The sequence below is a fragment of the Aerococcus sp. BD502 genome, assembly GCF_057919555.1.
In genome coordinates, this window is sequence record NZ_CP147972.1 from 668,030 (window position 1) to 690,206 (window position 22,177).

Annotated in this window: 20 protein-coding genes and 1 pseudogene; 3 read left to right on the forward strand and 18 right to left on the reverse strand. The window is 49.2% G+C overall.

The features are described 5' to 3' along the window. Positions 1-55 precede the first annotated feature (55 nt). Positions 56-1,321, reverse strand: a complete 1,266-nt coding sequence (hutI, locus tag WF803_RS03185; RefSeq protein ID WP_489611675.1) for an imidazolonepropionase — start codon at positions 1,319-1,321, stop codon at positions 56-58. A gap of 274 nt (positions 1,322-1,595) precedes the next feature. Between hutI and hutU the strand changes: the two genes are divergently transcribed. Further along, a complete protein-coding gene (gene hutU / locus WF803_RS03190) occupies positions 1,596-3,620 on the forward strand; it encodes a urocanate hydratase (protein ID WP_489611676.1) in 2,025 nt (674 codons plus the stop codon). Positions 3,621-3,730: 110 nt separating this feature from the next. Here hutU and WF803_RS03195 read toward each other — a convergent pair whose 3' ends face one another. From WF803_RS03195 to WF803_RS03210, 4 genes and pseudogenes are all read right to left on the reverse strand, one after another. Next, on the reverse strand, positions 3,731-4,345 hold the full coding sequence (locus tag WF803_RS03195; RefSeq protein WP_489611677.1) for an ABC transporter ATP-binding protein: 615 nt from the start codon (positions 4,343-4,345) through the stop codon (positions 3,731-3,733). 11 nt (positions 4,346-4,356) lie between these two features. Then, the gene (locus WF803_RS03200; RefSeq protein WP_489611678.1) at positions 4,357-6,369 is read right to left on the reverse strand and encodes a hypothetical protein; all 2,013 of its coding nucleotides are present in this window, start codon (positions 6,367-6,369) and stop codon (positions 4,357-4,359) included. 77 nt (positions 6,370-6,446) lie between these two features. After that, positions 6,447-6,581 (reverse strand): annotated as a pseudogene (locus tag WF803_RS03205) (hypothetical protein); the annotation flags it as partial. 21 nt (positions 6,582-6,602) lie between these two features. After that, positions 6,603-6,881 (reverse strand): hypothetical protein, encoded by a 279-nt coding sequence (locus WF803_RS03210; RefSeq protein ID WP_489611679.1) that lies wholly within the window; start codon positions 6,879-6,881, stop codon positions 6,603-6,605. Between the two features lie 318 nt (positions 6,882-7,199). Between WF803_RS03210 and WF803_RS03215 the strand changes: the two genes are divergently transcribed. Further along, positions 7,200-8,066 (forward strand): DMT family transporter, encoded by an 867-nt coding sequence (locus WF803_RS03215; RefSeq protein WP_489611680.1) that lies wholly within the window; start codon positions 7,200-7,202, stop codon positions 8,064-8,066. 54 nt (positions 8,067-8,120) lie between these two features. On the opposite strand, the gene WF803_RS03220 is transcribed toward WF803_RS03215, so the two are convergent. The 11 genes from WF803_RS03220 to WF803_RS03270 all read right to left on the reverse strand — a co-directional run bounded on the left by WF803_RS03220 (position 8,121) and on the right by WF803_RS03270 (position 19,724). Continuing rightward, positions 8,121-9,062, reverse strand: coding sequence for an ABC transporter ATP-binding protein (locus WF803_RS03220; RefSeq protein WP_489611681.1), 942 nt, complete (start codon positions 9,060-9,062; stop codon positions 8,121-8,123). Continuing rightward, positions 9,043-10,665 (reverse strand): ABC transporter permease, encoded by a 1,623-nt coding sequence (locus tag WF803_RS03225; RefSeq protein WP_489611682.1) that lies wholly within the window; start codon positions 10,663-10,665, stop codon positions 9,043-9,045. The genes WF803_RS03220 and WF803_RS03225 overlap by 20 nt, the downstream gene beginning before the upstream one ends. Before the next feature lie 57 nt (positions 10,666-10,722). Further along, positions 10,723-11,883: an extracellular solute-binding protein gene (locus tag WF803_RS03230; protein WP_489611683.1), complete on the reverse strand. Its 1,161-nt coding sequence runs from the start codon at positions 11,881-11,883 to the stop codon at positions 10,723-10,725. Between the two features lie 95 nt (positions 11,884-11,978). Then, positions 11,979-13,001, reverse strand: a complete 1,023-nt coding sequence (locus WF803_RS03235; RefSeq protein WP_489611684.1) for an ABC transporter ATP-binding protein — start codon at positions 12,999-13,001, stop codon at positions 11,979-11,981. Further along, positions 12,998-13,822: an ABC transporter permease gene (locus WF803_RS03240; protein ID WP_489611685.1), complete on the reverse strand. Its 825-nt coding sequence runs from the start codon at positions 13,820-13,822 to the stop codon at positions 12,998-13,000. Before WF803_RS03240 ends, WF803_RS03235 begins: the two co-directional genes overlap by 4 nt. Beyond that, entirely contained in the window at positions 13,819-14,682 is an 864-nt protein-coding gene (locus WF803_RS03245; protein WP_489611686.1) for an ABC transporter permease, read from the reverse strand. Before WF803_RS03245 ends, WF803_RS03240 begins: the two co-directional genes overlap by 4 nt. Further along, complete coding sequence (locus WF803_RS03250; protein ID WP_489611687.1) at positions 14,682-15,995, reverse strand: ABC transporter substrate-binding protein; 1,314 nt, start codon at positions 15,993-15,995, stop codon at positions 14,682-14,684. Before WF803_RS03250 ends, WF803_RS03245 begins: the two co-directional genes overlap by 1 nt. Positions 15,996-16,032: 37 nt before the next feature. After that, positions 16,033-16,704 carry a TVP38/TMEM64 family protein gene (locus WF803_RS03255; RefSeq protein ID WP_489611688.1) on the reverse strand — a complete coding sequence of 224 codons (672 nt, stop codon included), beginning with the start codon at positions 16,702-16,704 and terminating at the stop codon, positions 16,033-16,035. A 191-nt stretch (positions 16,705-16,895) separates the two neighbouring features. Further along, the gene (locus tag WF803_RS03260) at positions 16,896-17,834 is read right to left on the reverse strand and encodes a MetQ/NlpA family ABC transporter substrate-binding protein (protein WP_489611689.1); all 939 of its coding nucleotides are present in this window, start codon (positions 17,832-17,834) and stop codon (positions 16,896-16,898) included. Between the two features lies 1 nt (position 17,835). Continuing rightward, complete coding sequence (locus tag WF803_RS03265; RefSeq protein ID WP_489611690.1) at positions 17,836-18,747, reverse strand: MetQ/NlpA family ABC transporter substrate-binding protein; 912 nt, start codon at positions 18,745-18,747, stop codon at positions 17,836-17,838. Between the two features lie 29 nt (positions 18,748-18,776). Continuing rightward, positions 18,777-19,724: a MetQ/NlpA family ABC transporter substrate-binding protein gene (locus WF803_RS03270; protein ID WP_489611691.1), complete on the reverse strand. Its 948-nt coding sequence runs from the start codon at positions 19,722-19,724 to the stop codon at positions 18,777-18,779. A gap of 212 nt (positions 19,725-19,936) precedes the next feature. Between WF803_RS03270 and fsa the strand changes: the two genes are divergently transcribed. Continuing rightward, positions 19,937-20,587: a fructose-6-phosphate aldolase gene (gene fsa / locus WF803_RS03275; RefSeq protein WP_489611692.1), complete on the forward strand. Its 651-nt coding sequence runs from the start codon at positions 19,937-19,939 to the stop codon at positions 20,585-20,587. Between the two features lie 108 nt (positions 20,588-20,695). On the opposite strand, the gene WF803_RS03280 is transcribed toward fsa, so the two are convergent. Beyond that, complete coding sequence (locus WF803_RS03280; protein ID WP_489611693.1) at positions 20,696-20,941, reverse strand: hypothetical protein; 246 nt, start codon at positions 20,939-20,941, stop codon at positions 20,696-20,698. A gap of 31 nt (positions 20,942-20,972) precedes the next feature. Beyond that, on the reverse strand, positions 20,973-22,037 hold the full coding sequence (locus tag WF803_RS03285; protein ID WP_489611694.1) for an alpha/beta hydrolase: 1,065 nt from the start codon (positions 22,035-22,037) through the stop codon (positions 20,973-20,975). Positions 22,038-22,177 lie beyond the last annotated feature (140 nt).

Here is a 22,177-nt window from a genome sequence, read left to right on the forward strand (position 1 = left end):
TATAAAACTTAAAAAACCCGAGCCAAAGCCCGGGTCAGCATTCTAATTTTGACTTTTACTTGACGATTTCGAAGTTTTTCACCTTGTATTCCCCGTCGATCAAAACGTCTTGAGCCAGGTTGGTGGCGAAGAAGTAGAGGGTGTAGTCCAAGTTTGGTGCATCAAAAATGGTAATGTTAGCGCGTTTACCTTTCTTAAAGCTACCCACTGTCTCTCCACGACCTGCTGCATAGGCTGCATTAATAGTAACCGCATTATACACTTGGATTGGGGTTAAGTGCAATTGGAAGCAGCCTAATTGCATGATGAATTGCATGTTTGCCATGGGGCAGCTGCCCGGGTTAGAGTCTGTCGACAAGGTAATGGCCATACCGGCTTCGATCATTTTCTTCGCTGGCGCATAGGTGTCTTCCATTAAGCTAAAAGTCGTCCCTGGGAGAACATCCCCGATGACTTTACTTGCAGCTAATTTTTTCACACCTTCATCAGTGATTTTCATCAAGTGTTCAGCCGTGTTCGTAGGAATTTCCGCCGCCACATCGACGCCACCAATCGTAGCAATTTCATCACTGTGAATGCGTAGGCCAAAGCCCAATTCCTTCGCAGCTTCGAGAAGGCGTTTGGATTGTTCCGCCGTGAAGACATCCTGCTCGCAGAAAACGTCACAGAATTCCGCCAAGTTTTCTTCCTTTACCTTAGGTAGCATGGCAATGACATCATCAATATATTTGTCGCCGTCACCATTGTATTCTTCCGGAATGGCGTGGGCGGCCATAAAGGTTGAAACCAGTTCAATCGGTTGCGTTTGCTTTAATTTTTCGACCACCCGCATTTGTTTTTCTTCATTTTCCCAGTTTAAGCCGTAGCCACTCTTCGCTTCCACAGTGGTCACCCCGTGACGAAGCATGTGGCTTAAGAGATTTTCTGTCTTTTCGACTAATTCGTCAAAACTGGCTTCACGGGTACTTCTAACCGTAGAGAGAATCCCACCGCCTTCATTTAAGATTTCCAGGTAGGACATGCCGTTTAATTTCTTAGCGAATTCATGCTCGCGACTACCACCGTAAACAAGGTGGGTGTGGCAGTCAATGAGGCCGGGGCTAGCGAATTTACCCGTGCAGTCAATCACCTCAGTTTTGTCATCCACTAAATCACTGGCGGGTTCCCCGGAACCAACAGCGAGGATTTTCCCATCCTTCACAGCAATATAGCCATCTTCAATGACATCTGCCGTATCCATTTCCGAACCATATAAGGCTCGTCCTTCGTCATGAGGATTGAACACTTGACTAAAATGGACAAAAATTTTATCACTTGCCATATTATGCCTCCTTGCATATTCGCTTGGATCAATTGAGTTACTAACACTATTATAGTACAAGATACCTTTTTATTGTCAAAAAAACGTCTAAGCTAAGCGGAAAGCGCTTTGAACAAAAGGCACTTACTATGATATACTAAGATTGACTTTTGTTTGACAGAGGTCGGATAGAGTAGTATTGCGCTGTAAAAGAGTAAAATCTTTATAGCTCACTCTCACTTGGCTTAGGGTTTTACACTTTGACAACCGTTAGTGCTAGTAAAGGAGCGAAAAAATGGATAATCAACAGATTTCTCAGGCAATGGAAATCAAATTGGATAATACCCTGCCTGATTACCCAGAATTTGAAGAAGGTATTCGTCGGGCGCCCAATCGTGGCTTCCATTTAACGAAAGACCAAACACGGACAGCGTTAAAAAATGCTTTACGTTATTTACCAGAAGAACTACACGAAAAAGTTATTCCTGAATTCCTCGAAGAACTCCGGACGCGCGGTCGTATTTACGCTTACCGCTGGCGGCCTGCGGGCAAAATTTATGCCAAGGGAATTGATGAATACAAGGGGAAATGTGAAGCGGCTAAGGGAATCCAAGTCATGATCGACAACAACTTGGACTTCGACGTCGCCCTCTACCCTTACGAACTCGTTACTTATGGTGAAACCGGTTCAGTTTGCCAAAACTGGCTCCAATACCGCCTCATCAAGAAATACTTAGAAAACATGACCGATGAACAAACCCTCGTCATGCAATCAGGACATCCTGTGGGCTTGTTCAAATCACGGAAAAACTCCCCTCGCGTCATCATCACCAACGGCCTACTCGTCGGCGAATATGACAACCAAGAGGACTGGGAAGTCGCCGAAGAAATGGGCGTCACCAACTACGGGCAAATGACGGCTGGGGGCTGGATGTACATTGGCCCACAAGGTATCGTTCACGGCACCTTCAACACCATCTTAAATGCCGGTCGTTTGAAATTAGGCGTCCCTGAAGATGGCGATTTGACCGGTAAATTATTCGTCACAAGTGGTCTCGGTGGGATGTCCGGTGCCCAAGGTAAAGCTGGGGAAATCGCCAACTCCGTCACCATCGTTGCAGAAGTGGATCAATCCCGGATTGACACCCGCCTCGAACAAGGCTGGATCAGTCAATTGGCAGAAACGCCAGAAGACGCCTGCGAACGTGCCCAAAAAGCCTTGGATAAGAAAGAATCCACCTCGATCGCCTACCACGGTAACATCGTTGATCTCTTGGAATACATGGATAAGGAAGACATTCACATCGACCTCTTGTCCGACCAAACGTCTTGCCATAACGTTTATGTTGGGGGCTACTGCCCAGTTGGCTTGACCTTTGAAGAACGGACTAAGATGTTAAATGAAGATCCTAAGCAGTTCTGCAAGCTGGTTGACGAAACCCTCGATCGCCACTATCACGTGATCAAGCGGCTAACAGAAAAAGGCACCTACTTCTTCGACTACGGGAACTCCTTCATGAAAGCCATCTATGACTCGGGCATTAAGGAAATCTCCAAAAATGGCCACGATGACAAAGACGGCTTCATCTGGCCAAGCTACGTGGAAGATATCATGGGACCGATGCTCTTCGACTACGGCTACGGACCTTTCCGCTGGGTATGCTTGAGCGGCAAACACGAAGACTTAATCCAAACGGACAAGGCTGCGATGGAAGCCATTGACAAGGATCGTCGCTACCAAGACTTGGACAACTACAACTGGATCAAGAACGCTGAAAAGAACCAAATGGTTGTTGGTTCCCAAGCCCGCATCCTCTACCAAGATGAAATTGGGCGGGTGAATATCGCCCTTAAATTCAACGAACTTGTTCGTGAAGGCAAAATTGGTCCGGTGATGCTCGGCCGCGACCACCACGACGTTTCTGGGACAGACTCCCCCTTCCGTGAAACCTCCAACATTAAGGATGGTTCTAACGTCACCGCTGACATGGCAGTACAATGCTATGCCGGGAATGCTGCCCGTGGGATGACCATGATTGCCCTCCATAATGGTGGCGGTGTCGGTGTTGGTAAGTCCATTAACGGTGGTTTTGGTCTTGTCTTAGACGGTAGTGAACGTGTTGACGAAATTATTCGTCTCAGTATGTCCTGGGATACCATGGGCGGTGTCGCCCGTCGGAGCTGGGCTCGCAACCCTCACGCCATTGAAACAGCGATTAATTATAACGATCGGAAGTCTGATGGCCACATCACTATCCCTTACCTTGCAGACGAGGAAAAAATTAACAAAGCCCTCGACGCCGTCTTCCCTGAAGAATAGAAAGTTTCGCTGCCCCCTAAAGAGCTGGTTCGCCAGCTCTTTTTTCTTTGTGCCCAAATCTCACCTAAAAAAAGCTGGAGTCCCCTCCAGCTGAATCCTTAAAACTGCACCTACAAACACAGCTGTTGGTCACAGTGTTGGGCTAAATTTTCATCATGGGTAGCTAATACTACCAAGGCTCCGCGGTCTTGGCAATGGCGAAAGAGGCGAAAGACCTGCTGACGATTTTTTCGATCTAAGGAGGCAGTGGGCTCATCCGCAAAGATGATTTTTGCCTCTTTGTACAAGGCACGCGCCAAGCCCAGACGTTGCTTCTCCCCACCAGACAGGGTAACTGCCTGACGCTGCTCTTGTCCATTTAAGCCAACCGCTTTAAGAATTTCTGCCACTTGAGGAGCGCGTTCTTTCCGCCGCTCTAAGGTCACATTATAGGCCACACTGGCCTCATCAATGACCCCATAATCCTGGTAAATAAAAGCGGCCACATTCCGCCAAAAACGCAGGCGCTGCTGTTCCGACTGGGCATCGAGACGCTGGCCAGCCCAAAATAATTCCCCCTGGTCAGCAGGTCGCAGCAAGCCTAATACATTGAGCAAGGTCGTTTTCCCACAGCCTGAAGGCCCAGTGATTGCCACACTGGTCCCCGCCCTCAATGTGAAATTCAGGCCTGCAAATAAAGTTCGTTCCCCAATCTTAACCCCAATATTTTCGCCAATATAAGCCATCTCGATCCCTCCTAAGCGCGCTGGATGATATTTTGGAAACGCTGGCTGCCCACCCCATGATAAGTGAGCAACAAACTTGTGATAAACAATAGTAAGCCACCAGCACCCACACCCAGCAGTAAAGTCAACGGCAAATGTCCAAAAAAAGCCCCATAACCGAGGCCTAAAAAGGCAGCCAGGCTAAACATCCCCAATTCCAAACGCAAGGCAGGCCGGAAAATCTGATGGTAAGGATGGCCACTCGTGCGTTCGATAAAAAGTACTTTTTGATGTTGATCCAACCAATTTTTGGCCGCCAAAAAGCCCGAATAGCCGATAAGAAAGAGGGTAATTCCAATCGCCAAGACATAGAAATTGGCTTCTTTCTGGAAGTCCTGCCCCTGGTGGAGGGCAACATCCGCAATCGTATCGATGGACAAAACATCCCAATAGAGTGGTGATCTCGCTAAAGCATTTTCAAAATAAGTATCCTGCTTAAAGACTAAATTGCCACTGGTTAAGGCGGGCAACAGAAAACCGTTAAATTCTAAATCTCGTGTTGGATGGTCCACCAGCAGAACCAGTGGGTGTTTAGCATGCACTGTCTGATTGCCCATGGCTAAATTAGGCGGTAAGGCAACTAAAGGTTTTTTGCCTGTCCAAACATAAAAAGGTAAAGAATCCAGTTCGGCATTTTTATCCCTCAGCCATAAAGGCAATTGACTTTGTAAAAAAGTCCGCAAGCCGGGGGAAAGCTGCTCAACCTGCAGGGGCTTAAGTTGGCCGGCAGCCTGAGCGTCAGATACAGAAAGCTCCATAGCTTCTAGCCACTGCGGATCAGTCACGATAAAATGATCAAACGCATCGCCCAATTCCTCTTCCAGATGAATACTTTGATCCACGACATAAGAGAGCGCCAAGCCCTCATGATCAGCCATCCCTTGCAGAAACTCCAACGTCTTGGCTGGCTCTTGGGTGCTGGCCTCTTCCTGACTAAGAGCCACCTGTACATGATTTTCGAAGCCCTGCCAGATTTGATATTCTTGAGCAAGTTGAAAGCGAATCCAAAATGTGGTCAGCAAGCCAGGCAGGAGCAAGAAAAAGCTTAGGCAGCTTAAAAAACGCAGTCCCCGGTGGGAGTATTCCAACCAGGGTTCTGCAAAGCCAGGTTGAGAAACCACCGCCACCCGTGGGCGCAACAGGCAAGCGGACAGGCCCAATAAGAGCAACAGTCCTATAGAGAGACCCAGCAGAATAAGACGGCTAAAACGCCAAGCAATGCTAATTTGCTGGTAGCCAAAGAAAAGCCCTACCCCGCAAGCCAGAATCAGTAAGCCCAATAGCAAGCCCCAGAGCAGTTGCTGACTCAGATCAATAATGATATCAACGACAATCCGCCGCGGTGAAATGCCACCGAGCAAGCGTAAAACATGATGGCGATGTTCGTCACGAAAATAGGCGAGCACCGTACTTAACCATAGCAGAAAAGTGATACTAACAATCTGCCCCCGCCCGGATTGGGGCAGGGCCAGGAGGCTCTGGCGCAAGTTTCGCCAAAAAGAAGGGCGCTCCTGTACTTGCACTGCCAAGCCACGTTCCTCCGCCCAAGTTTGCAAGGCCGAAATAAAACGCTCATCCCCCGCCCAAGCGTAAGTTCCAAATAATGGTGTCGTCCCTAATGCCTGCGCGGGACGTAACTGGCCAATCGTCTGCCTGCCAAACCATAAAATACGTTGCCCTGCTAAAGGTAGGTCACGACTCACTGGCGGTTGACTGCCAAAATAATATAAGTCTCGCTGCTCCTTTTGCCCTTCTTGGCGATTTCTCACCTTAAGCAATTGAGCACCTGGATGAGCATCAACCAACTGGTCTAATTCTTTCTGCAATTGTTCCTTGCTGACTGTGGAAGTCGGCAGCTGCAATTGCAATTCTCCCCTGCTTGCAAAAGGATAATGGCTTTGCCGAGCCTCAAGATATTGCAACAGAAAAACCCCTAAAACGATGATGAATAAGCCACTTGCCAGGCTTAAACCGAAGCGTCGCATCCCTCTCCCACCTCTCGAATCAGAATTTTAGCTAGGTAAAAAGGGCAGGCCCTCACCTGCCCTTTTCCAAGCCGAGTTTAACGGCACAAACGATAGTAATACTCATCGGAGGCGCGTGGTGTATTCACCGCCCACAGTTCAGCATAGGACCAATAGTTAGCAGCAGTATTAATGGAACGACTCACTTTACCATTGAGCTTAACCGTACTGCCGTGACAGCGATTGACTTTATATTATGAGCGCACTTTTACATTCCAAAAACCATAGGACCAGGTACCCCCTTCATCAGGGTAACGCGTCTTTTTCCCCAGCGACAAAGCCCGCGTCCCATCAGTTGTCCAAGGCCCTGTGACCTTCCCTTCATAGATCGTATGGCCCTCTGACTTCTTTTCCTGCTCACTACTGCTAACCACTGCTTGCCCATCGGCCGCTTCCACCACAGAGCAAAAATGATAGGAAGAGAGCAAAAACCCTACACCAGCAACCGCTAGCAACACCTTTTTCCAGCGCATGGTAGCGCCTCCTTATTTTTATTTCGTTTATTATACTACTAATATAATTATTTATCAAGTTAAATATTAGTAAAATTTCCTTAGTGATGGCATATGATATTTTCAAAAGCAAAGCAAGCAAATACCAGTATTCTTTTCTTCAACACGCTAGCCAAAGTTAAAAAAGAAGCGTATACTAGAGATATGGAAATATTTTTAAGCCCTTTCATTATGGTGCTGAGGGAGCTTTCCTAAGCAAAAATGAGCTAAGTTACTTAGCTTTTTTTGTGGTTGTTGTATTCTCTGAGCAGTGGCTCTTGCATGTTAAGAGGTGATGATATGAAGAAATTTCTCGGTCAAGTATCCTTATTTCTCGTTGCTATTATTTGGGGCGGTAGTTTTGTTGCGAGTGCCATCGCCTTACGGTATTACTCCCCTTTTCAAATTATTGCCCTCCGTTTTACAACCGCTTTTATCCTCGCTGCAGTCATTTTTCACCGGCAAATCAAGGACTTTAGCCGGACAGCTTTTAAGGGGGGCGGGCTAGTGGGCCTGTCCTTATTCTTGGGCATTGCTTGTCAAACCATTGGCCTGCAATTCACTACCACCTCGAAAAATGCCTTCCTGACGGCTACGAGTATTATTATGGTGCCCTTCCTCAGTTGGTTCCTCCTCAAGCGCCAGGTCAGTAAGCACGCCATTGCGGCGGCCATTATTACCCTAGCCGGCATCGCATTCTTATCGGGTGACCTACGCACGGGAGGCTTTAGCTTGGGGGATCCCATATCGCTTTTGGGAGCTGTTTTTTTTGCCCTCCAAGTTTACTTCATCGACAAGTATTTAGACGACGTCCCCACCAATCACATGGTCGTTATTCAAATGGGGATAGCGGCCATCTTCGGCTGGCTGGCTGTCCTGGTCCGGGGCGAGTGGCAATTTGACTGGTCACTGGGGGCAATCTCCTCTATTCTTTTCCTGGGTCCCGTCTGCACACTAGTCGCCTTTGGCATTCAAACTTGGGCACAAAGTTTTGTTGAAAGTACGCAAGTCGCTGTCATCTTGGCTACTGAGGCTCTTTTCGGCAGTCTGGGAGCAATTCTCATTTTAGACGAGCCCATCACCCAGTCCCTCTTGGTTGGAGCAGCCTGTATTTTTGTGGGCATTATTTTGGTGGAGGTCCGGCCCTTCCGTCGGCGCTTGCGTTAAGCTTCATTTTGGGCAAAAAATAAGCCTGCATCCTCTGGGGAGCAGGCTTTTTGCTTACAATTTTTGTGCTTGGTAGGAGTAATAGAGGGTGTCGCCTTCTGTAACACCAGGCAGCAAAGTTTGGCGACTGGCTTTTAGCAGCTCTCCCTCCGCTGTTTTTAACTCATAAAGCACTTGACCACCGAGGTAGAGCAGGCGGCGAAGTGCTGCTTTTTTAAAATGAGCTTGCGGTGTTTTGGCTAAGCAAACCGCTTCTGGACGCACATAAAGCCCGTCGCCTAGGCGATTCACCTGGCCAATGAAGTTTAAAACAAAAGGCGTCTGAGGTGCTTCATAAAGCTCCTGGGCGGTCCCAATTTGCTGGATCACGCCGTCGTGGAGAACAATAATGCGATCTGCTAGCGTAAAAGCCTCGGCCTGATCATGGGTCACCAGCAGACTAGTCGTCCCTGCTTCCCTAAGAATTTCCTTCACTTGCCGGTGCATGCGGGTGCGCAATTGCTGGTCCAAGCTAGAAAAGGGCTCGTCCAAGAGCAAGAGAGCCGGCTGTATCACCAGACTTCTCGCCAAGGCCACGCGCTGCTGCTGGCCACCAGAGAGGGCTTGAATGCGAGCTTGGGCATAAGCTTTGAGGGCCACTAATTCTAAGACCCGCTCCACCCGCTCCTGGCGTTCTGACCGCTTCACCCCTTGCATGCAGAGACCATAAGCCACATTGTCAAAGACATTGAGATGGGGGAAGAGGCCAAAAGCTTGAAAAACAGTAGAAATGGGGCGGTCTTGGGGTAAGAGATCATTCATTTTCCGCCCTACTAAAAGCATTTCTCCCCCCGTCACGGCCTCAAAACCGGCTAAGCAACGGAGTAGCGTCGTTTTCCCACAGCCGGAGGGGCCTAATACGGCGATAATTTCCCCTTCTGCCACGGAAAAGTCCAGATGAGATAGAACTTCTTTCTCCCCAAAGGCCTTACTTAAATCACGAACGTCTAAGAGCATGATGCCCTCCTTTCCAAAATCTGGGCAATTGCATGAAACCGGCAAAAGCCAAGCAAATCAGCATCATCCAGCAAGTCAGAGCCGCAGCTATGTCGTACTTGGCACTGCCAATGAGTTCAAACAGCACCAAGGTTAACACCTTTTGTCCGGGGTAAATCAGGAAAATAATGGAGCCAATCGTGGTCATGGAACTGATGAAGCCGTGGATCAGAGCCAATTGGATATTGGGCCAGGCTAAAGGCAGGAAGTGGCGCAAGTATTCCTGGTACCAAGGGCCGCCTAAGTCGCGGCTGGCCTCAAAAATACTGGGTTCAAGCCCAGCCGCCGCATTGCCGAGGAGCTTGCTGGTGAGGGGCAGTAGTTTAAATAACATATTTAATACGACAATCGTGGCTGTGCCCGTCCAAAAAAATGGCTGGCCGGAGAAGGCAAGAATATAGCCCAAGCCGAAAAACGAGCCGGGAATAATATAAGGCAAGGTCGCTATGCCTTCTACCGTGTCCAAGTAGCGAACTTTTTGAATGTGGAGGAAGTAAGCCAGCAAGCTGCAAAGGAAAACAGCTCCCACGGCGGTGATCAGGGCATAGAGGATGGAGCGTGTTGCCACACTACGGAAGTAGGGCCAGGCAGCCCTAAAATTATCCAGCGTCAGATGCACCACACCCTGCCGTCTTTGGCTAAGAGCCATGAAAATAACCGTGCCATACTGGGCACCAATCATCACCAGGAAAAAACTGCTCAAGCCCTGGAAAAGCCGCAGCAGCCAGCCCCCACCCTGGCGCTGGCCAGAGCCCTGACTTTGCCCACTGCCACTGCTAATGGCCTTGGCATTTTCCTTGCGATAGAAGTAAAAAGCTATTAGTGCCGGCATTAATAGCAACACATTAATCACTGCTGCCGTCCCCGGCTTCCCGTAGGCAATCATGCTGAGGTAGGCCTCGGTCGCTAAAACATTATAATTACCACCAATAATCGTCGGCGTGCTAAAGTCCGCCAAAGCCCGAATAAAGGTTAGGAGCATAACCACAAAAATTGTCGGCCGAATAAGTGGCAGGAGGACCGTTCTAATCACCTGACTGGTGCGAGCGCCTAAGGAATAAGCACTCTCTAAAAGTTCATGGTCCGTCCGCTCCAAGGCATTGATCAAGAGAAAGCTCGCAAAGGATACAAAGCCCAAAGTCTCCATAGCGACAATGCCCCACAGCCCATAAGGATTCAGGCGCAGCCCCAAAAGGCGGTAGGTGATGAGGCCTCGCCGACCAAAAAGGTGAATATAGGCCAAGGCACTGATAAAGGGCGGAGAAATCAGGGTGACCAGAAGAAATAGTCGCATCAGCCGCTGCCAGAAAGCAGTCGCCAAGTAATAGGTGACGGCCATGGCTACCGCGAGTAAAGTGGTCAAGAGCATTACTAAGGCCGCCACAATGAGCGTCTGCTTGATTAAAGTGCTGTGCCCCGTCACGTAGGCTAGGAGCGGTTCCAGACTCCAGTGCCCGTCTTGGCGGAAGGCCTGGCGAAACACCGTCAGCAAGGGATATAAAATAAATAAGAGAATCAGCAGAACCAAAGTGAGCCGAAGCCCCCGTTGACTCCATTTTGCCATAAGTCACCTCCAACATACGAGTAAAGAAAAAAGGCTGGTTGCCCAGCCTTCTTTTGGTTATTTCGTTTCCTTACCTTCGGTCATTTCAGCCCATTTTTCGAGAATACTATCCCGATCAGTACCGAATGTGCTCAGGTCTTGGTCAATGAGCTGGTCTTTGTCAAGGCCTAAATCTAAGCCCTCAACTTCATCAGGTTTCAAGGTTTGGGCCGTGTCTTTACCGTCTAACTTCGCCAGTTCGGAGAGGTTTTCAGGTTTCAAGAAAAATTCGATGAACTCCTTGGCTGCATCCGCATTAGCGGCATCCTTAAAAACGGCCACCCCTTCTGGTACCCAGGGGACACCGTCTTTGGGATAAACAGCCGAGAGGCCATTTTCTTCAGCGGTTTTGAAGGTCGCTTCGTCCAGTGGCACGAGGCCAATAGCGAATTCACCCGCAGCGGTTTTTTCTTCCGGGTCTTTCCCACGTTTGCCGTAGAAAGGAATATTTTTATCGACTTTAGCCCAATAGTCCCAGCCTTCTTCACCTTTTAAGTCGAGGAGGCCTTTAACAATGGCGTACATGGTGCCAGAAACGGAGGGATCGGACATAATGATTTCCCCTTCATATTCCGGTTTCGCAAGGTCGTCCCACGTTTCAGGCTTATCTAGGCCTTCTTCTTCTAAGACTTTATCATTCACCAGTAAGCCGCCAACGGTCAAGCCCTTGGAGAGCCAGTAGCCGTCTTCATCGCGGTAAGCTTTGGGCAGGGCTTTGACCGCTTCGCTATCGATTTGCTCGAGCAGGCCTTTGTCTTTAGCAGACATGAAGGCATCTAAGCCGCCGCCAAACCATAAGTCTGCCATCGGTTCACCCTGTTCAGCTTCCATGCGGGAGAGCACTTCCCCACTGGACATGGAAAGAAATTCAACGTCAACGCCCGTTTCCTGGGTAAATTTCTCAAAGAAAGGCACGTAACGTTCGGAAGTCGTTACCACGCGCAAGGTGCCTGCCTTGGCTTCGGTGTCTTTTTCCTTATCGGCGTCTTCCTCCGCCGCTTCTTTATCTTCATCTTTAGCGTCTGCTGAGCCAGCCTTAGACTCCTCAACGCTCGTTTCTTCAGCTGGTGCCTTAGACTCTGCTTCTTGCCCGCCACCTTGGCCGCAAGCTGCGAGTAGGAACAAGGTCGCCATTAAGGCTAAAAACCAGCTCGTCCATTTCTTCAGTGTTTTATGCACTTGTCTTCCTCCTTTAAAATACTCACATCATTCACCATAGCACAGACCTGTAAGCAAGTAAAGAAAATCGGCTTTTTATCAGGAAATAAATGACGTCAAGTCCGCGGCAGGCACCAGATCGCCTCCTTCTCACAATGTACAGCCACCGAGTCCCCCACCACAAAGGCGGCTTGGGGCGGCAGGGTCACGCGTAAGACCTCTGTCCCCTTCCTAACGCTCACTTGGGCGAATTCAACCTGCTGCAGGCGCTCGGTGACCTCCCAAGCTTGACCAGCAGCCTTTAAAGTCAACTGATCCGGCCGGAGAATGCCCCAGGCTAAACCATCATGCTGCTGGGGAGACTGCGGAGCCACCGGCAAGGTAAAGGCCCCTTTAAACTCACCATTTTTGACCACGCCCTTTAAAATATTGACAGTGCCAAAATACTGGGCCACCGTTAAATTCTTGGGCTCAAGCAGAAGTTCTCTCGGCGTGCCCACCTGCTCTAAGCCTTGGGGACTCAATACAGCTAGGCGATCGGACAGCTGCACGGCCTCATTCTTATCATGGGTAATGAGGAGGCAAGTTAATTGATGTTTGTCACGAAGCGTTGTTAATAATTCGCGCATTTCTAACCTGAGGGCCTCGTCCAAACTGGAAAAAGGCTCATCCAAAAGTAAAAGCTCAGGTTCCTGAGCTAAAGCACGGGCAATGGCGACCCGCTGCTGTTGCCCTCCTGATAAGGAGGCAATTTCTCGCTGTTCAAAGCCTTGGAGCTGCACCTCGCCAAGCAATTTCTTGACCCGTCCGTCCCAAAATTTTTTAGGTACGCCCTGCATTTTCAATGGAAAGGCAATATTATCAAAAACGCTCAGATGCGGGAAGAGCCGCAAGTCTTGGAAAACAAAGGCGATGGGGCGCTTTTGTGTGGGCAGGGGCTTGAGATCCTGTCCCCCTAAAGTCATCGTCTGAACTTGGCTGGTAATAAGGCCAGCCAAGGCCTTCAGTAAGGTCGTTTTTCCCACGCCAGAGGGGCCGAGCACCGTAAAAATTTCCCCCGTTTTAACTTGTAACGTCAAATTTCGTAAAACATCTCGCCCGCCGAGCGCTACTGATAGCTTTTCAATGTTGAGACTCAATGCTTACACTCCTTTCCCAAGGCTTCCCTTTGCAACAAGTGTCTCTGGCACCAGCGCACCAAAAACCGTCCTAAGGCAAAAACTAGGCAGGTAAACAATAGGAAAACCAGGCTAAACACACTGGCAATCGTGCGGTCATTGGCCTGCAAGTAAGGGTACATGATGAGCGCATAGGTCCGCACCACCCCGCCGCCAATAAGTAGGGTGAGGAAGTACTGGCTGAAAGACACGATATACGCCATGACCATGGCCGTGAGGAGGACGGGAGCGAGCAGGGGCAAGGTCACCAAGCGAAAGGCCTGAAAGGGACTAGCTCCGAGTGTTTGGGCTTCCTCCTCTAAGCCAAGGCCAATATTTTGGTAGGCCTCGCACACGAGAAAATTCGCATAAGGCAGGGAATAGAGCAAATGCACCAGTAAAACCCCCGGAATAGTATTGGCTAAGCCCAGCCGGAGGAAGGGCGTATGAATGCCCATGCCAAACACCGTGGCCGGAATCAGCATGGGGAGAAACATAAGCATCGAAAGCCAGCGCCGCCCCCAAGCCGTGGTTTGCACATAGAAACGGGCGTTCAGTAGGCTGATCACGAGAGATAAAAGCCCCACCCCCAGAGACAAAAGAAAGCTCTGGCCTAAAACAGGCGCCACTTGCCCCCATTGAGTATGGAGTTGCTTCAAGCCGCGTAGGGAAAAAGCAGTCGGCCACAAATTCGGGTAAGGCCAGCGGGCGACCACCGTCCACAAGCCGAGTAACAGCAGGGGCCAAAGGATGACAGCCATGAGCCCCAGTAAGATGAGGCCCTGCTTGATTTTTCGCCTCATGAGGACCGCCTCCTTTGCCGGCGGATGCTGACCAGTAAGTAGAGGGCTAAGGCCAACACACCTAAAAGCAGAATGGTGCCGTTAACCGCCATGGCATAGGGTCGGTGGGTTAAATCGGGATGGATGTAGTCGATATAAGCCCGCTCCGGCAAGCTTTTCGGGAGCGTCGGTCCAAGCAGGCTAGGCAATTCATAAGCACCCAAGGCAAACATGAAAATAATTAAAAAAGCGGTCGCCAGCGTCTGCCGGCATAAAGGCAAAGTCACGGTCAGAAAACTGCGCCAAGGACTCGCTCCCAGCGTTTGCGCCGCCTCCCCATAGCGCTCATCAATGGCCTTCAGAGGTTCATAGGCAAAAAAAGTGATAAAGGGAATTTCCTTCCACAAGTAGCTCAGGATAATACCGTTACCGTGGGGATCCATGGTAAGCGGCTTGATCCAAGCTTTCGCCCCACTAATGCCCAGCTGCGATAAAAGCCGCACTAAGAGGCCGCTTTGGGAGAATATTAGGAGCGTCAACAGGGCCACAATTAAATGCGGCATAATAATAGGCAATTGCAGGAGGCTGAGCGCGCGGTCGGCCCGCTTGAACACATGGAGCAAGAGGTAAACCAAGCCCACGCCTAAAAACAAGGCTAAAACTGAGGAAGAAGCCGCGATCCGGAGGCTAAAGCCGAGACTTTGCCAAAAATCCGGCCGTTTGAACAGGGCCTCATAGTAATGAGTCGTCCACTTCGTCAAGCCCAAGGCCGGCAGGTAGCCAAAGCTCTGGCTCAAACCAGCCAAAAGCCCCCACCCCAAAAGCAGGGTGAGGGTGATTTGGGGCAGGAGCCAGAGAGTCAAAGGAGTCTTTTCCTTCATTACTTACCCGCCACTTCTTCTAACCAAATGTCTTCAATCATAGGGACAAGGCCAGCGGGCATTTCGGGCAAGCGTTTTTCTAAGAGCTCGTCTTGAGGGATGACGCCTTCGCCAATTTCAACATCCTTGAAGGCTTTTTGGTCTTCTGCAGATAATTTATCTGGCGCTAAGACGGGCAAGACTTTGAGGTTTTCATAGCGGGACAATTGCATTTCCGGCGACAGCATTTCATTAATGGCGACCATGGCCCCGGCCTTGTCTTTAGCATTTTTTCCGATAGCGAGGAAGTTGGTATTCCCAATGGTACCCTGGTCGAAGATGACCGTTTCACTGCCTTTGGGGTAGCGGCCTTGCTCGAGGCCAAGCGCATTGATGAAGGAGCCGTAGCTCACATGGAAAACCAGCTCGCCGTCTTCGTACATGTTTTCTTGTTCCGTCGCACTACTGGGGAAGCTTTGCCCTTCATTCCAGAGGTAAGGTTTTAAGTCGCGCAAGTAGTCCATGGCCGGTTGGACGAGTTGGCGCACTTTTTCTTCGTCATCCACCAGGCTGTCGTCTTGGAATTTTTCCGGATCAACAAATTCGTAAATAATATTGCGAACAAAGGCACTGCCCGTAAAGTCAGGCAGGGCTGGATAGGTCACTTCACCAGGATGGGCCTTCACAAAGTCAGCAAAATCCTCTGCATTATGAATTTCTTCAGGGGCCTTATCGCTATCCTTGAGCATAACGAGTTGGGCCTTGCCAAAAGGCGCCTCCAAACCATCAATCGGGAAGCCGAAGTCCTTTTGGTTTTCGACATTATCCGCGTCCACATAGTCCTGGTAGTTGGGGAGGGCATCCACAAAAGGCCCGTAGAGGAAGTCATTTTCCTTCGCCGTTTTGAAGTTTTCCCCGTTAATCCAAATCATATCAATGTCACTCTCCGTCGTGCCGGCTTGTTTTTCCCCGGATAATTGGCTTAAAATTTGCTCAATATCCATGGGTACGCGATTAATGGTGACATCATAGTCTGCCTTCATTTTTGGGGCATAAACCTTATCGATCCAGTTGTTCAACTTCTCATCGCCACCCCAGCCGTAGAAGTTGACGGTTTGGCCTGCCGCTTTTTCCTTTAAAGCATCGAAGTCTAAGGCCGTCAAGTCTTCTTCAGCGTCAGCTTTCTCATCGGTTTTCCCAGTCGACTGTTGCTCGGTCTTGGGCGAGTCGGCCGGCTGGTCTTTGGCGGAATCACCCGTGCCACAAGCTCCTAACATAAAGAGAAGTGACAGGAGCAGGCCCCAGTGTGAGTAGCGTTTGAAATATTTTTTCATGTTTTCCATCCTTTCCTAAGGGCGTCGGCGAAGAGTTTTACCTGACGTCTTCCTTCTTTTCCTTGTCGTCGGTATTTAAGAAACGGGCTAAGAAGACGGTCCCAAAAATGAGTAAAAGCATCAAAATAATAGAAATAATAAAAGACGGCGACTTGGTATCCAGCATTTTATCGCCCACATTGACGTAGATGACGTTCCCCGGCAGAATCATGAAGAAGGAAATGATGATGTATTCCCAGTAATTCATGTCGGTCAGGCCAAAAGCGTAATTCTCCACGTTATAGGGAATCAGGGGCATCAGGCGCGCCACCACCAAGGCAATGCGCAAGCCCCGCTTGTTTTGCGTCAGTGTGCGCTTCACTTGCGGGTAGCGGCTGAACACAAAATTTTGCACCGGCTCCCGGAAGAGGTAGCGGGAAATGAAGAACATTAAGGTCATGTTAAAAGTCGTCCCCACCATGGTGAGCAAGCAGCCCTTCAGCATGCCATAGCCCATGCCCCCCGCAAAAGCCAGAAAGTAAACTGGAAAGAAGCCAATCGGCAAAAAGGTCCAGAGTAGCACGTAAATCAGTTCGGAATAGGGATGGGTCAAGACAATTTCCCGCACCAATTCCGGCTTAAAGTAACTAAAAATAAAAATGGTGGCCAAAACGAGCAGCACAAAACCGCATGTTCGTCCCAGCGTTTTCCAATTGATCCCTCGCTTCAAAATATCACCCTCCTAGAGTCGCTTACATTATAGCAAAGAAAAGGGAATACTTACAGGATGAAAGTACAGCTGTTCTGGCTCCTAAAAAACCCAGGGAAGCAAGGAGCCTTCCCTGGGCAAGTGAGGTGAGTAAAAGGGACAAAACATTTTTCCTGCCTAGGCTTTGTTGTTCGCCAACCTAGGCAAGTCCCCTATTTCTTATTTTGCTCGTCTAAGATTTTAGCCAATTCATCATAGTCTTTGACGGGATCTTGTCCTTCCTTCCAAGCAGGAATAATATCATCGCCAAAGTTTTCTTTCATAATTTTCTTCGTCTCATCGCTCTGATAGGCTTTTAAGACTTTTTGAATGGCCGGGTCATCCTTCTTAGCACGTTGGGTGACCATCATCACCTTATAGTAGTTCGAAGTTTCATCCGGATCTTCGGTGTAGATGGCTGACTCCTGGCCGATATCAGCGTCAGCCGCCATGGCACTGCCGGTGATGATCATATCGACATCGCCAAGCGCCCGCGCCATCGTCGCCCCATCCATTAATTTGAAGTCTAAATTTTTTGGATTGGTTTTCACATCATCCAGAGTCGGATTGTCGGCCTCCGTGGCATTCAAGGTCAGAAGGCCGGCTTTTTCCATTTCTAGCAAGCTGTGACCCACATTCACCGGGTCTTCCGGCATAGCGATACTGGCACCGTCTGGAATATCGTCTAGGCTTTTAATGGAATCCACCGCATAAATACTGATCGGGGGCAGGGTGGCATAGCCAATAGGAACCAGGTCAGCATCATGAGATTTATTGAAGTCATAGAGGAAAGGCATATATTGGAAAGCATTGAGATCCACTTCCCCTTCCTTCACGGCGACATTAGGGGTGACCCAGTCGGTCATGACGACCAATTCCAAGTTAATATTGTCGTCCTGCAAACGTTTTTTAACGTCTTCCCAAATCACCCGTCCCAGTTCACCACCGACTGCGAGCTTCACCGTAGTGGGCTCTTTTGATTTTTCCTCCTGGGCTGCCGATTTCCTGTCCTGACTTTCACCGCCTTGGCAGGCCGTCACAAAAAGCAAAGCCAAAGCCATCAGGGCCAACAGCCAACGTTTGAGTTTTAAAAATTTCTTCCTGTTCTGCATGCTATTTACCGGCATCCTCTAATTTCTTGACGTATTCGTCGTAGTCAGCGGTGGCTTTATCATCTTCTGGCCACGCGGGCAGAATGTTGTCGTCGAAGTTTTCCTTCATCGTGGCCTTTGTTTCTTCGCTTTGGTAGGCTTTCTTGATTTTTTGAATCAAAGGATCATCGACTCGGTCTCGTTTCACCACTAGCATAACCTTGTAGTAGTTGGATGTTTTTTCTGGATCTTCCGTATAAACGGCGTCTTCCTTATCATAGCCAGCGTCAGCGGCCACCGAGCTCCCCGTAATCATGAGGTCCACGTCCCCTAAAGCCCGGGCAATGTTTGAGCCTTCGAGCAATTTGAACTCAATGTTTTTAGGGTTCGTTTCAATATCATCCAAAGTAGGGTTATCGACTTCCGTTGCCTTCAAGGTAATGAGGCCGGCTTTTTCAATTTCTAAGAGACTGTGGCCCAAGTTGACCGGGTCTTCGGGCAAGGCAAAGCTAGCCCCTTCTGGCACATCGTCAATGCTTTTAATGAAATCCACGGCGTAAATGCTAATTGGGGGCAAGTAAGCATAGCCGACAGGGACCAAGTCGGCGTCATGGGCGTCGTTATAGTCATGCAAGAAAGGAATGTACTCGAAGCAGTTCATGTCGAGTTCCCCTTCTTGAACAGCAACGTTAGGGGTCACCCAGTCGTCCATGGTGACAATTTCCAAGTCAATATTTTCTTCATCCTTCAAGCGTTTCTTCACATCCGCCCAAATCACGCGGTTGGTATCACTCACGACACCGACTTTGGCCTTTTGGACTTCGCTTTTTTTCGCTTCCGGTTTAGCGTCTTTGCCACTACCGCCACCTTGGCCACAAGCCGCAAATAGGAGGGCGGAGAGGACCGATAGTAAAAGTAACCAACGTTTTTTCATGGTGTTGCCTCTTTTCTAAAAAATAAGTGTTATTTTTCCTTTGCTAATTTCTCGACTAAGCCATCGTAATCTTCCACCGGATGGTCATCGTCACTCCAAGCAGGGAGAACCGTGTCGTCAAAGTTTTTCTTCATGGCTTCCACGGTGGCCGGATCATTGTAAGCTTCGACGACCTTTTTCAAAAGGGGATCGTCCTTGCGCTCACGTTTGGCCACGATCGTTACCTTATAGTAGTTGGAAGTTTTGTTGACGTCTTCGGTGTAGATGGCCTGGTCTTCGGATAATTCGGCGTCCCGTGCGACCGTGCTCCCCGTAATCATGAGGTCCACATCCCCTAGAGCGCGCGCAATGTTGGGGCCATCGAGTAAAATAAAGTCGAGGTTTTTCGGATTTTCCACCACGTCATCCAAGGTGATGTCGGTGGCTTCGGAATCCTTCAATTTAATCAAGCCGGCATTTTCGATTTCCAAGAGACTGTGGCCTAAATTGACCGGGTCTTCGGGCAAGGCAAATTTCGCCCCGTCTGGAATATCGTCCAAGCTCTTAATTTCAGGCACGGCGTAAATGCTGATGGGGGGTAGGAAGGCATAGCCAATCGGTACCAAGTCCGCATTGTGGGAGTCATTAAAATCCTTCAAGAAAGGAATATATTGGAAGCAATTAAGGTCCGCTTCATCATCCTTGACGGCCACATTGGGTGACACCCAGCCGGTCATGGATTTAATGTCTAAATCCACACCGTCAGCTTTCAGTCGTTTTTTGACATCTTCCCAGATGATCCGGTTAGCATCGCCATTGACGGCAATCGTGACTTTTCCTTCCGCCTGATCGGCGTCTTTTTCGTCAGCTGCCTCCGTCTTCTCGGTGCTAGCACTCTCTTTACTATCCTTCGTCGCTGATTTTTGCCCTTGGCAAGCCACTAAAGGCAGCAGGCAAAGTAAAAGCAGTAGCTTCAGCCAGAAGCTCTTCTTCCTCATCATATCCACTCCATTTCCCCTTTCATCGGCGGGAGTACAAGTTTCGTACACCCTTAAATACAATTACTGTACCATGCATACTTTACCGAACGGCTGGGGCAATGTCAACTAAAAAATTTGCCTAGGCCAAAGGGACGACAAGGGGGTCAATCTCTGCTATAATGAATCTGACTTATGCAGTTTTTACATCGATGAGGAGGAGTTTTACAGACATGAAAATGTTTTTGGATACGGCAGATATGGCCGAAATCAAACGCGTGAATGCCCTAGGCTTGGTGGATGGTGTGACGACGAACCCTTCCATTATTGCTAAAAATGGCCAAGATTTCGAAACGGTCATCAAGGAAATTTGCGCGACGGTCGAAGGCCCTGTCAGCGCGGAAGTGACTGGGACGACCGCTGAGGAAATGGTCGAAGAAGCGCGCGAATTGGCCAAATGGGCACCCAACGTGGTGGTAAAAATTCCAATGACCGAAGCCGGCCTGGAAGCCACCCACACCCTGTCTAACGAAGGCATTAAAACCAACGTGACCCTAGTCTTTAGCTTGAACCAAGGCCTACTCGCTGCCAAGGCTGGCGCTACCTATATCAGCCCCTTCATCGGCCGTTTGGAAGATATTGGCACGGATGCTTTCGAACTCATTGCTGATTTACGTGATGTTCTTGATTTCTATGGCTACCATACAGAAATTATCGCTGCCAGTATCCGCACCCCCGAACACGTCGCCATGTCAGCACGTTGCGGAGCACATATAGCCACAATTCCTGGCAAACTCTTCAGCAAATTGTGGAGCCATCCCCTCACCGATAATGGCCTCGCTGCCTTCCTCAAAGACTGGGAAAGCTTCCAAAAGAAAAGCTAAACAGACCCAAAAGCACACAATAATAAGAGGCAGTTTGCTCCTGCCTCTTCAAACCTGGACTAGCAATAACTTCTTGCTAGCTAAAAAGCCGCTCCCGGAGCGGCCTTTTTAATGCTTTAATATTCTCTCTCGCCAGGCTTCATAATTTAAAATATCTGGTGCCATCTGTTCCTCACGGTAATTTTCATAGGTATTCTGGGACACGTCTCGAAAGCTGGCCTCCTGCACCCAAGCCAAACTGAGCCAAAAATAAAGTAAAGCGAGCAAAATAACAAGCCATAGCAAAAACCAATGCCGCATCCATTCATCCTCCGCCCTGTCCAACTGGCTAGCCAGAAGTTTTAACACCTTCATTATACCCCAAAATGAGCGCCTTAGATAGGACTTAGAGGCCTTTTGGCCAAGGAATGCCTTCAATAGGCTTCAAAGCTTTATGATGTTTTAAGGCAGCATGCTCCTGTAAAAAAGCCGTCATATGCTGGATATAGGCCTTGGGAGCGAGGAGGCGACTCTCATTATGCCCAGCGCCTGGAACTTGCCAGAATTCTTTGTGGGGGCCGGGATGGGCTGCGTGAATGTCGGCACCCATGTCTAGGGGCACAAAATCATCCTGGTCCCCGTGAATAGTCAGTAAGGGCTTGGTGAAACGGGCCACATGGGCGATGGGTTTATTGGACGGCAGCCAGTAGTGCGCACGGAGGCCGGCCATGACTGTCGCCATGGGCAAAATGGGGACAGCGGGTAAGTTGAAACGCTTCTTTAATTCACTGGCAAAAATGGCCCAGTTGGAGCTGTAGCCACAGTCATTAATGATGGCCTTAACGGCAGGTGGGGCTTGATCACCCGCATTCAAAACGGTGGCTCCCCCCATGGAAGTCCCATGGTAAATGATATCGGCGTCGGGATCTTCTTGGAGGAGCCAGTCCGTCCAAGTCAATAAGTCCTGGGACTCCTTGGCGCCCATGGTGATATACTTGCCCTCGCTTGGTGGGGTAGCCCGAAGGCTTAGCGTGAGCACATTGTAGCCTTGGGCATAGAAGGCCGGCAGCAAAAGCTTGGTGTCAGCCTCCCGAGCCTGGTAGCCATGCACAAGAATGAGCCAAAGTCCCGTGGGCTTTTCCTGCCGGTAGGTATGGCCCCGCAGTTTTAAACCGTCCGCACTCTCAATCTCCACCGGTTCGATGACTTCTTGATGTTCTTTTTCCCAAGTTCTCTGCCAATTTTCTAAACGCTTCTTATTTCGCTCAATTTTGGCGACAGCCGACGCTCTTTCGGCGGACTCCTGAGGCTTTTCCACCTGTCGCTCTTCTGCTCCTTGCTGAGGAAGCAGAGCATAGTTCACAAAATAATTCCCCACCCCAATCGTGCTGCCCACTAAAATAAGCAAAAGCAGCAAGGCGGCATATATTAGATGTTTTCTCCTACTAAATTTTTTTCTTTTTCCTTGCATGACAACCTCCTAGCCAGAGCATTTTTGTTGATTTCTTATTATTATATAAAAAGCAAAGGCCAGGCGTCAAAATTTATTTTTTGATAAAAAAATGGACAAACAAGCTACAAGAATTAAAAAAAGCAGGTACGGTCACCTGC

Coding starts and splice junctions, on each gene's coding strand:
- WF803_RS03250 (WP_489611687.1), bottom strand. CDS start 15,995: ATGAAAAAATATTTCAAACGCTACTCACACTGGGGCCTGCTCCTGTCA.
- fsa (WP_489611692.1), top strand. CDS start 19,937: ATGAAAATGTTTTTGGATACGGCAGATATGGCCGAAATCAAACGCGTG.
- WF803_RS03285 (WP_489611694.1), bottom strand. CDS start 22,037: ATGCAAGGAAAAAGAAAAAAATTTAGTAGGAGAAAACATCTAATATAT.
- WF803_RS03270 (WP_489611691.1), bottom strand. CDS start 19,724: ATGAGGAAGAAGAGCTTCTGGCTGAAGCTACTGCTTTTACTTTGCCTG.
- hutI (WP_489611675.1), bottom strand. CDS start 1,321: ATGGCAAGTGATAAAATTTTTGTCCATTTTAGTCAAGTGTTCAATCCT.
- WF803_RS03210 (WP_489611679.1), bottom strand. CDS start 6,881: ATGCGCTGGAAAAAGGTGTTGCTAGCGGTTGCTGGTGTAGGGTTTTTG.
- WF803_RS03215 (WP_489611680.1), top strand. CDS start 7,200: ATGAAGAAATTTCTCGGTCAAGTATCCTTATTTCTCGTTGCTATTATT.
- WF803_RS03200 (WP_489611678.1), bottom strand. CDS start 6,369: ATGCGACGCTTCGGTTTAAGCCTGGCAAGTGGCTTATTCATCATCGTT.
- WF803_RS03245 (WP_489611686.1), bottom strand. CDS start 14,682: ATGAAGGAAAAGACTCCTTTGACTCTCTGGCTCCTGCCCCAAATCACC.
- WF803_RS03260 (WP_489611689.1), bottom strand. CDS start 17,834: ATGCAGAACAGGAAGAAATTTTTAAAACTCAAACGTTGGCTGTTGGCC.
- WF803_RS03220 (WP_489611681.1), bottom strand. CDS start 9,062: ATGCTCTTAGACGTTCGTGATTTAAGTAAGGCCTTTGGGGAGAAAGAA.
- WF803_RS03240 (WP_489611685.1), bottom strand. CDS start 13,822: ATGAGGCGAAAAATCAAGCAGGGCCTCATCTTACTGGGGCTCATGGCT.
- WF803_RS03265 (WP_489611690.1), bottom strand. CDS start 18,747: ATGAAAAAACGTTGGTTACTTTTACTATCGGTCCTCTCCGCCCTCCTA.
- WF803_RS03280 (WP_489611693.1), bottom strand. CDS start 20,941: ATGAAGGTGTTAAAACTTCTGGCTAGCCAGTTGGACAGGGCGGAGGAT.
- WF803_RS03225 (WP_489611682.1), bottom strand. CDS start 10,665: ATGGCAAAATGGAGTCAACGGGGGCTTCGGCTCACTTTGGTTCTGCTG.
- hutU (WP_489611676.1), top strand. CDS start 1,596: ATGGATAATCAACAGATTTCTCAGGCAATGGAAATCAAATTGGATAAT.
- WF803_RS03195 (WP_489611677.1), bottom strand. CDS start 4,345: ATGGCTTATATTGGCGAAAATATTGGGGTTAAGATTGGGGAACGAACT.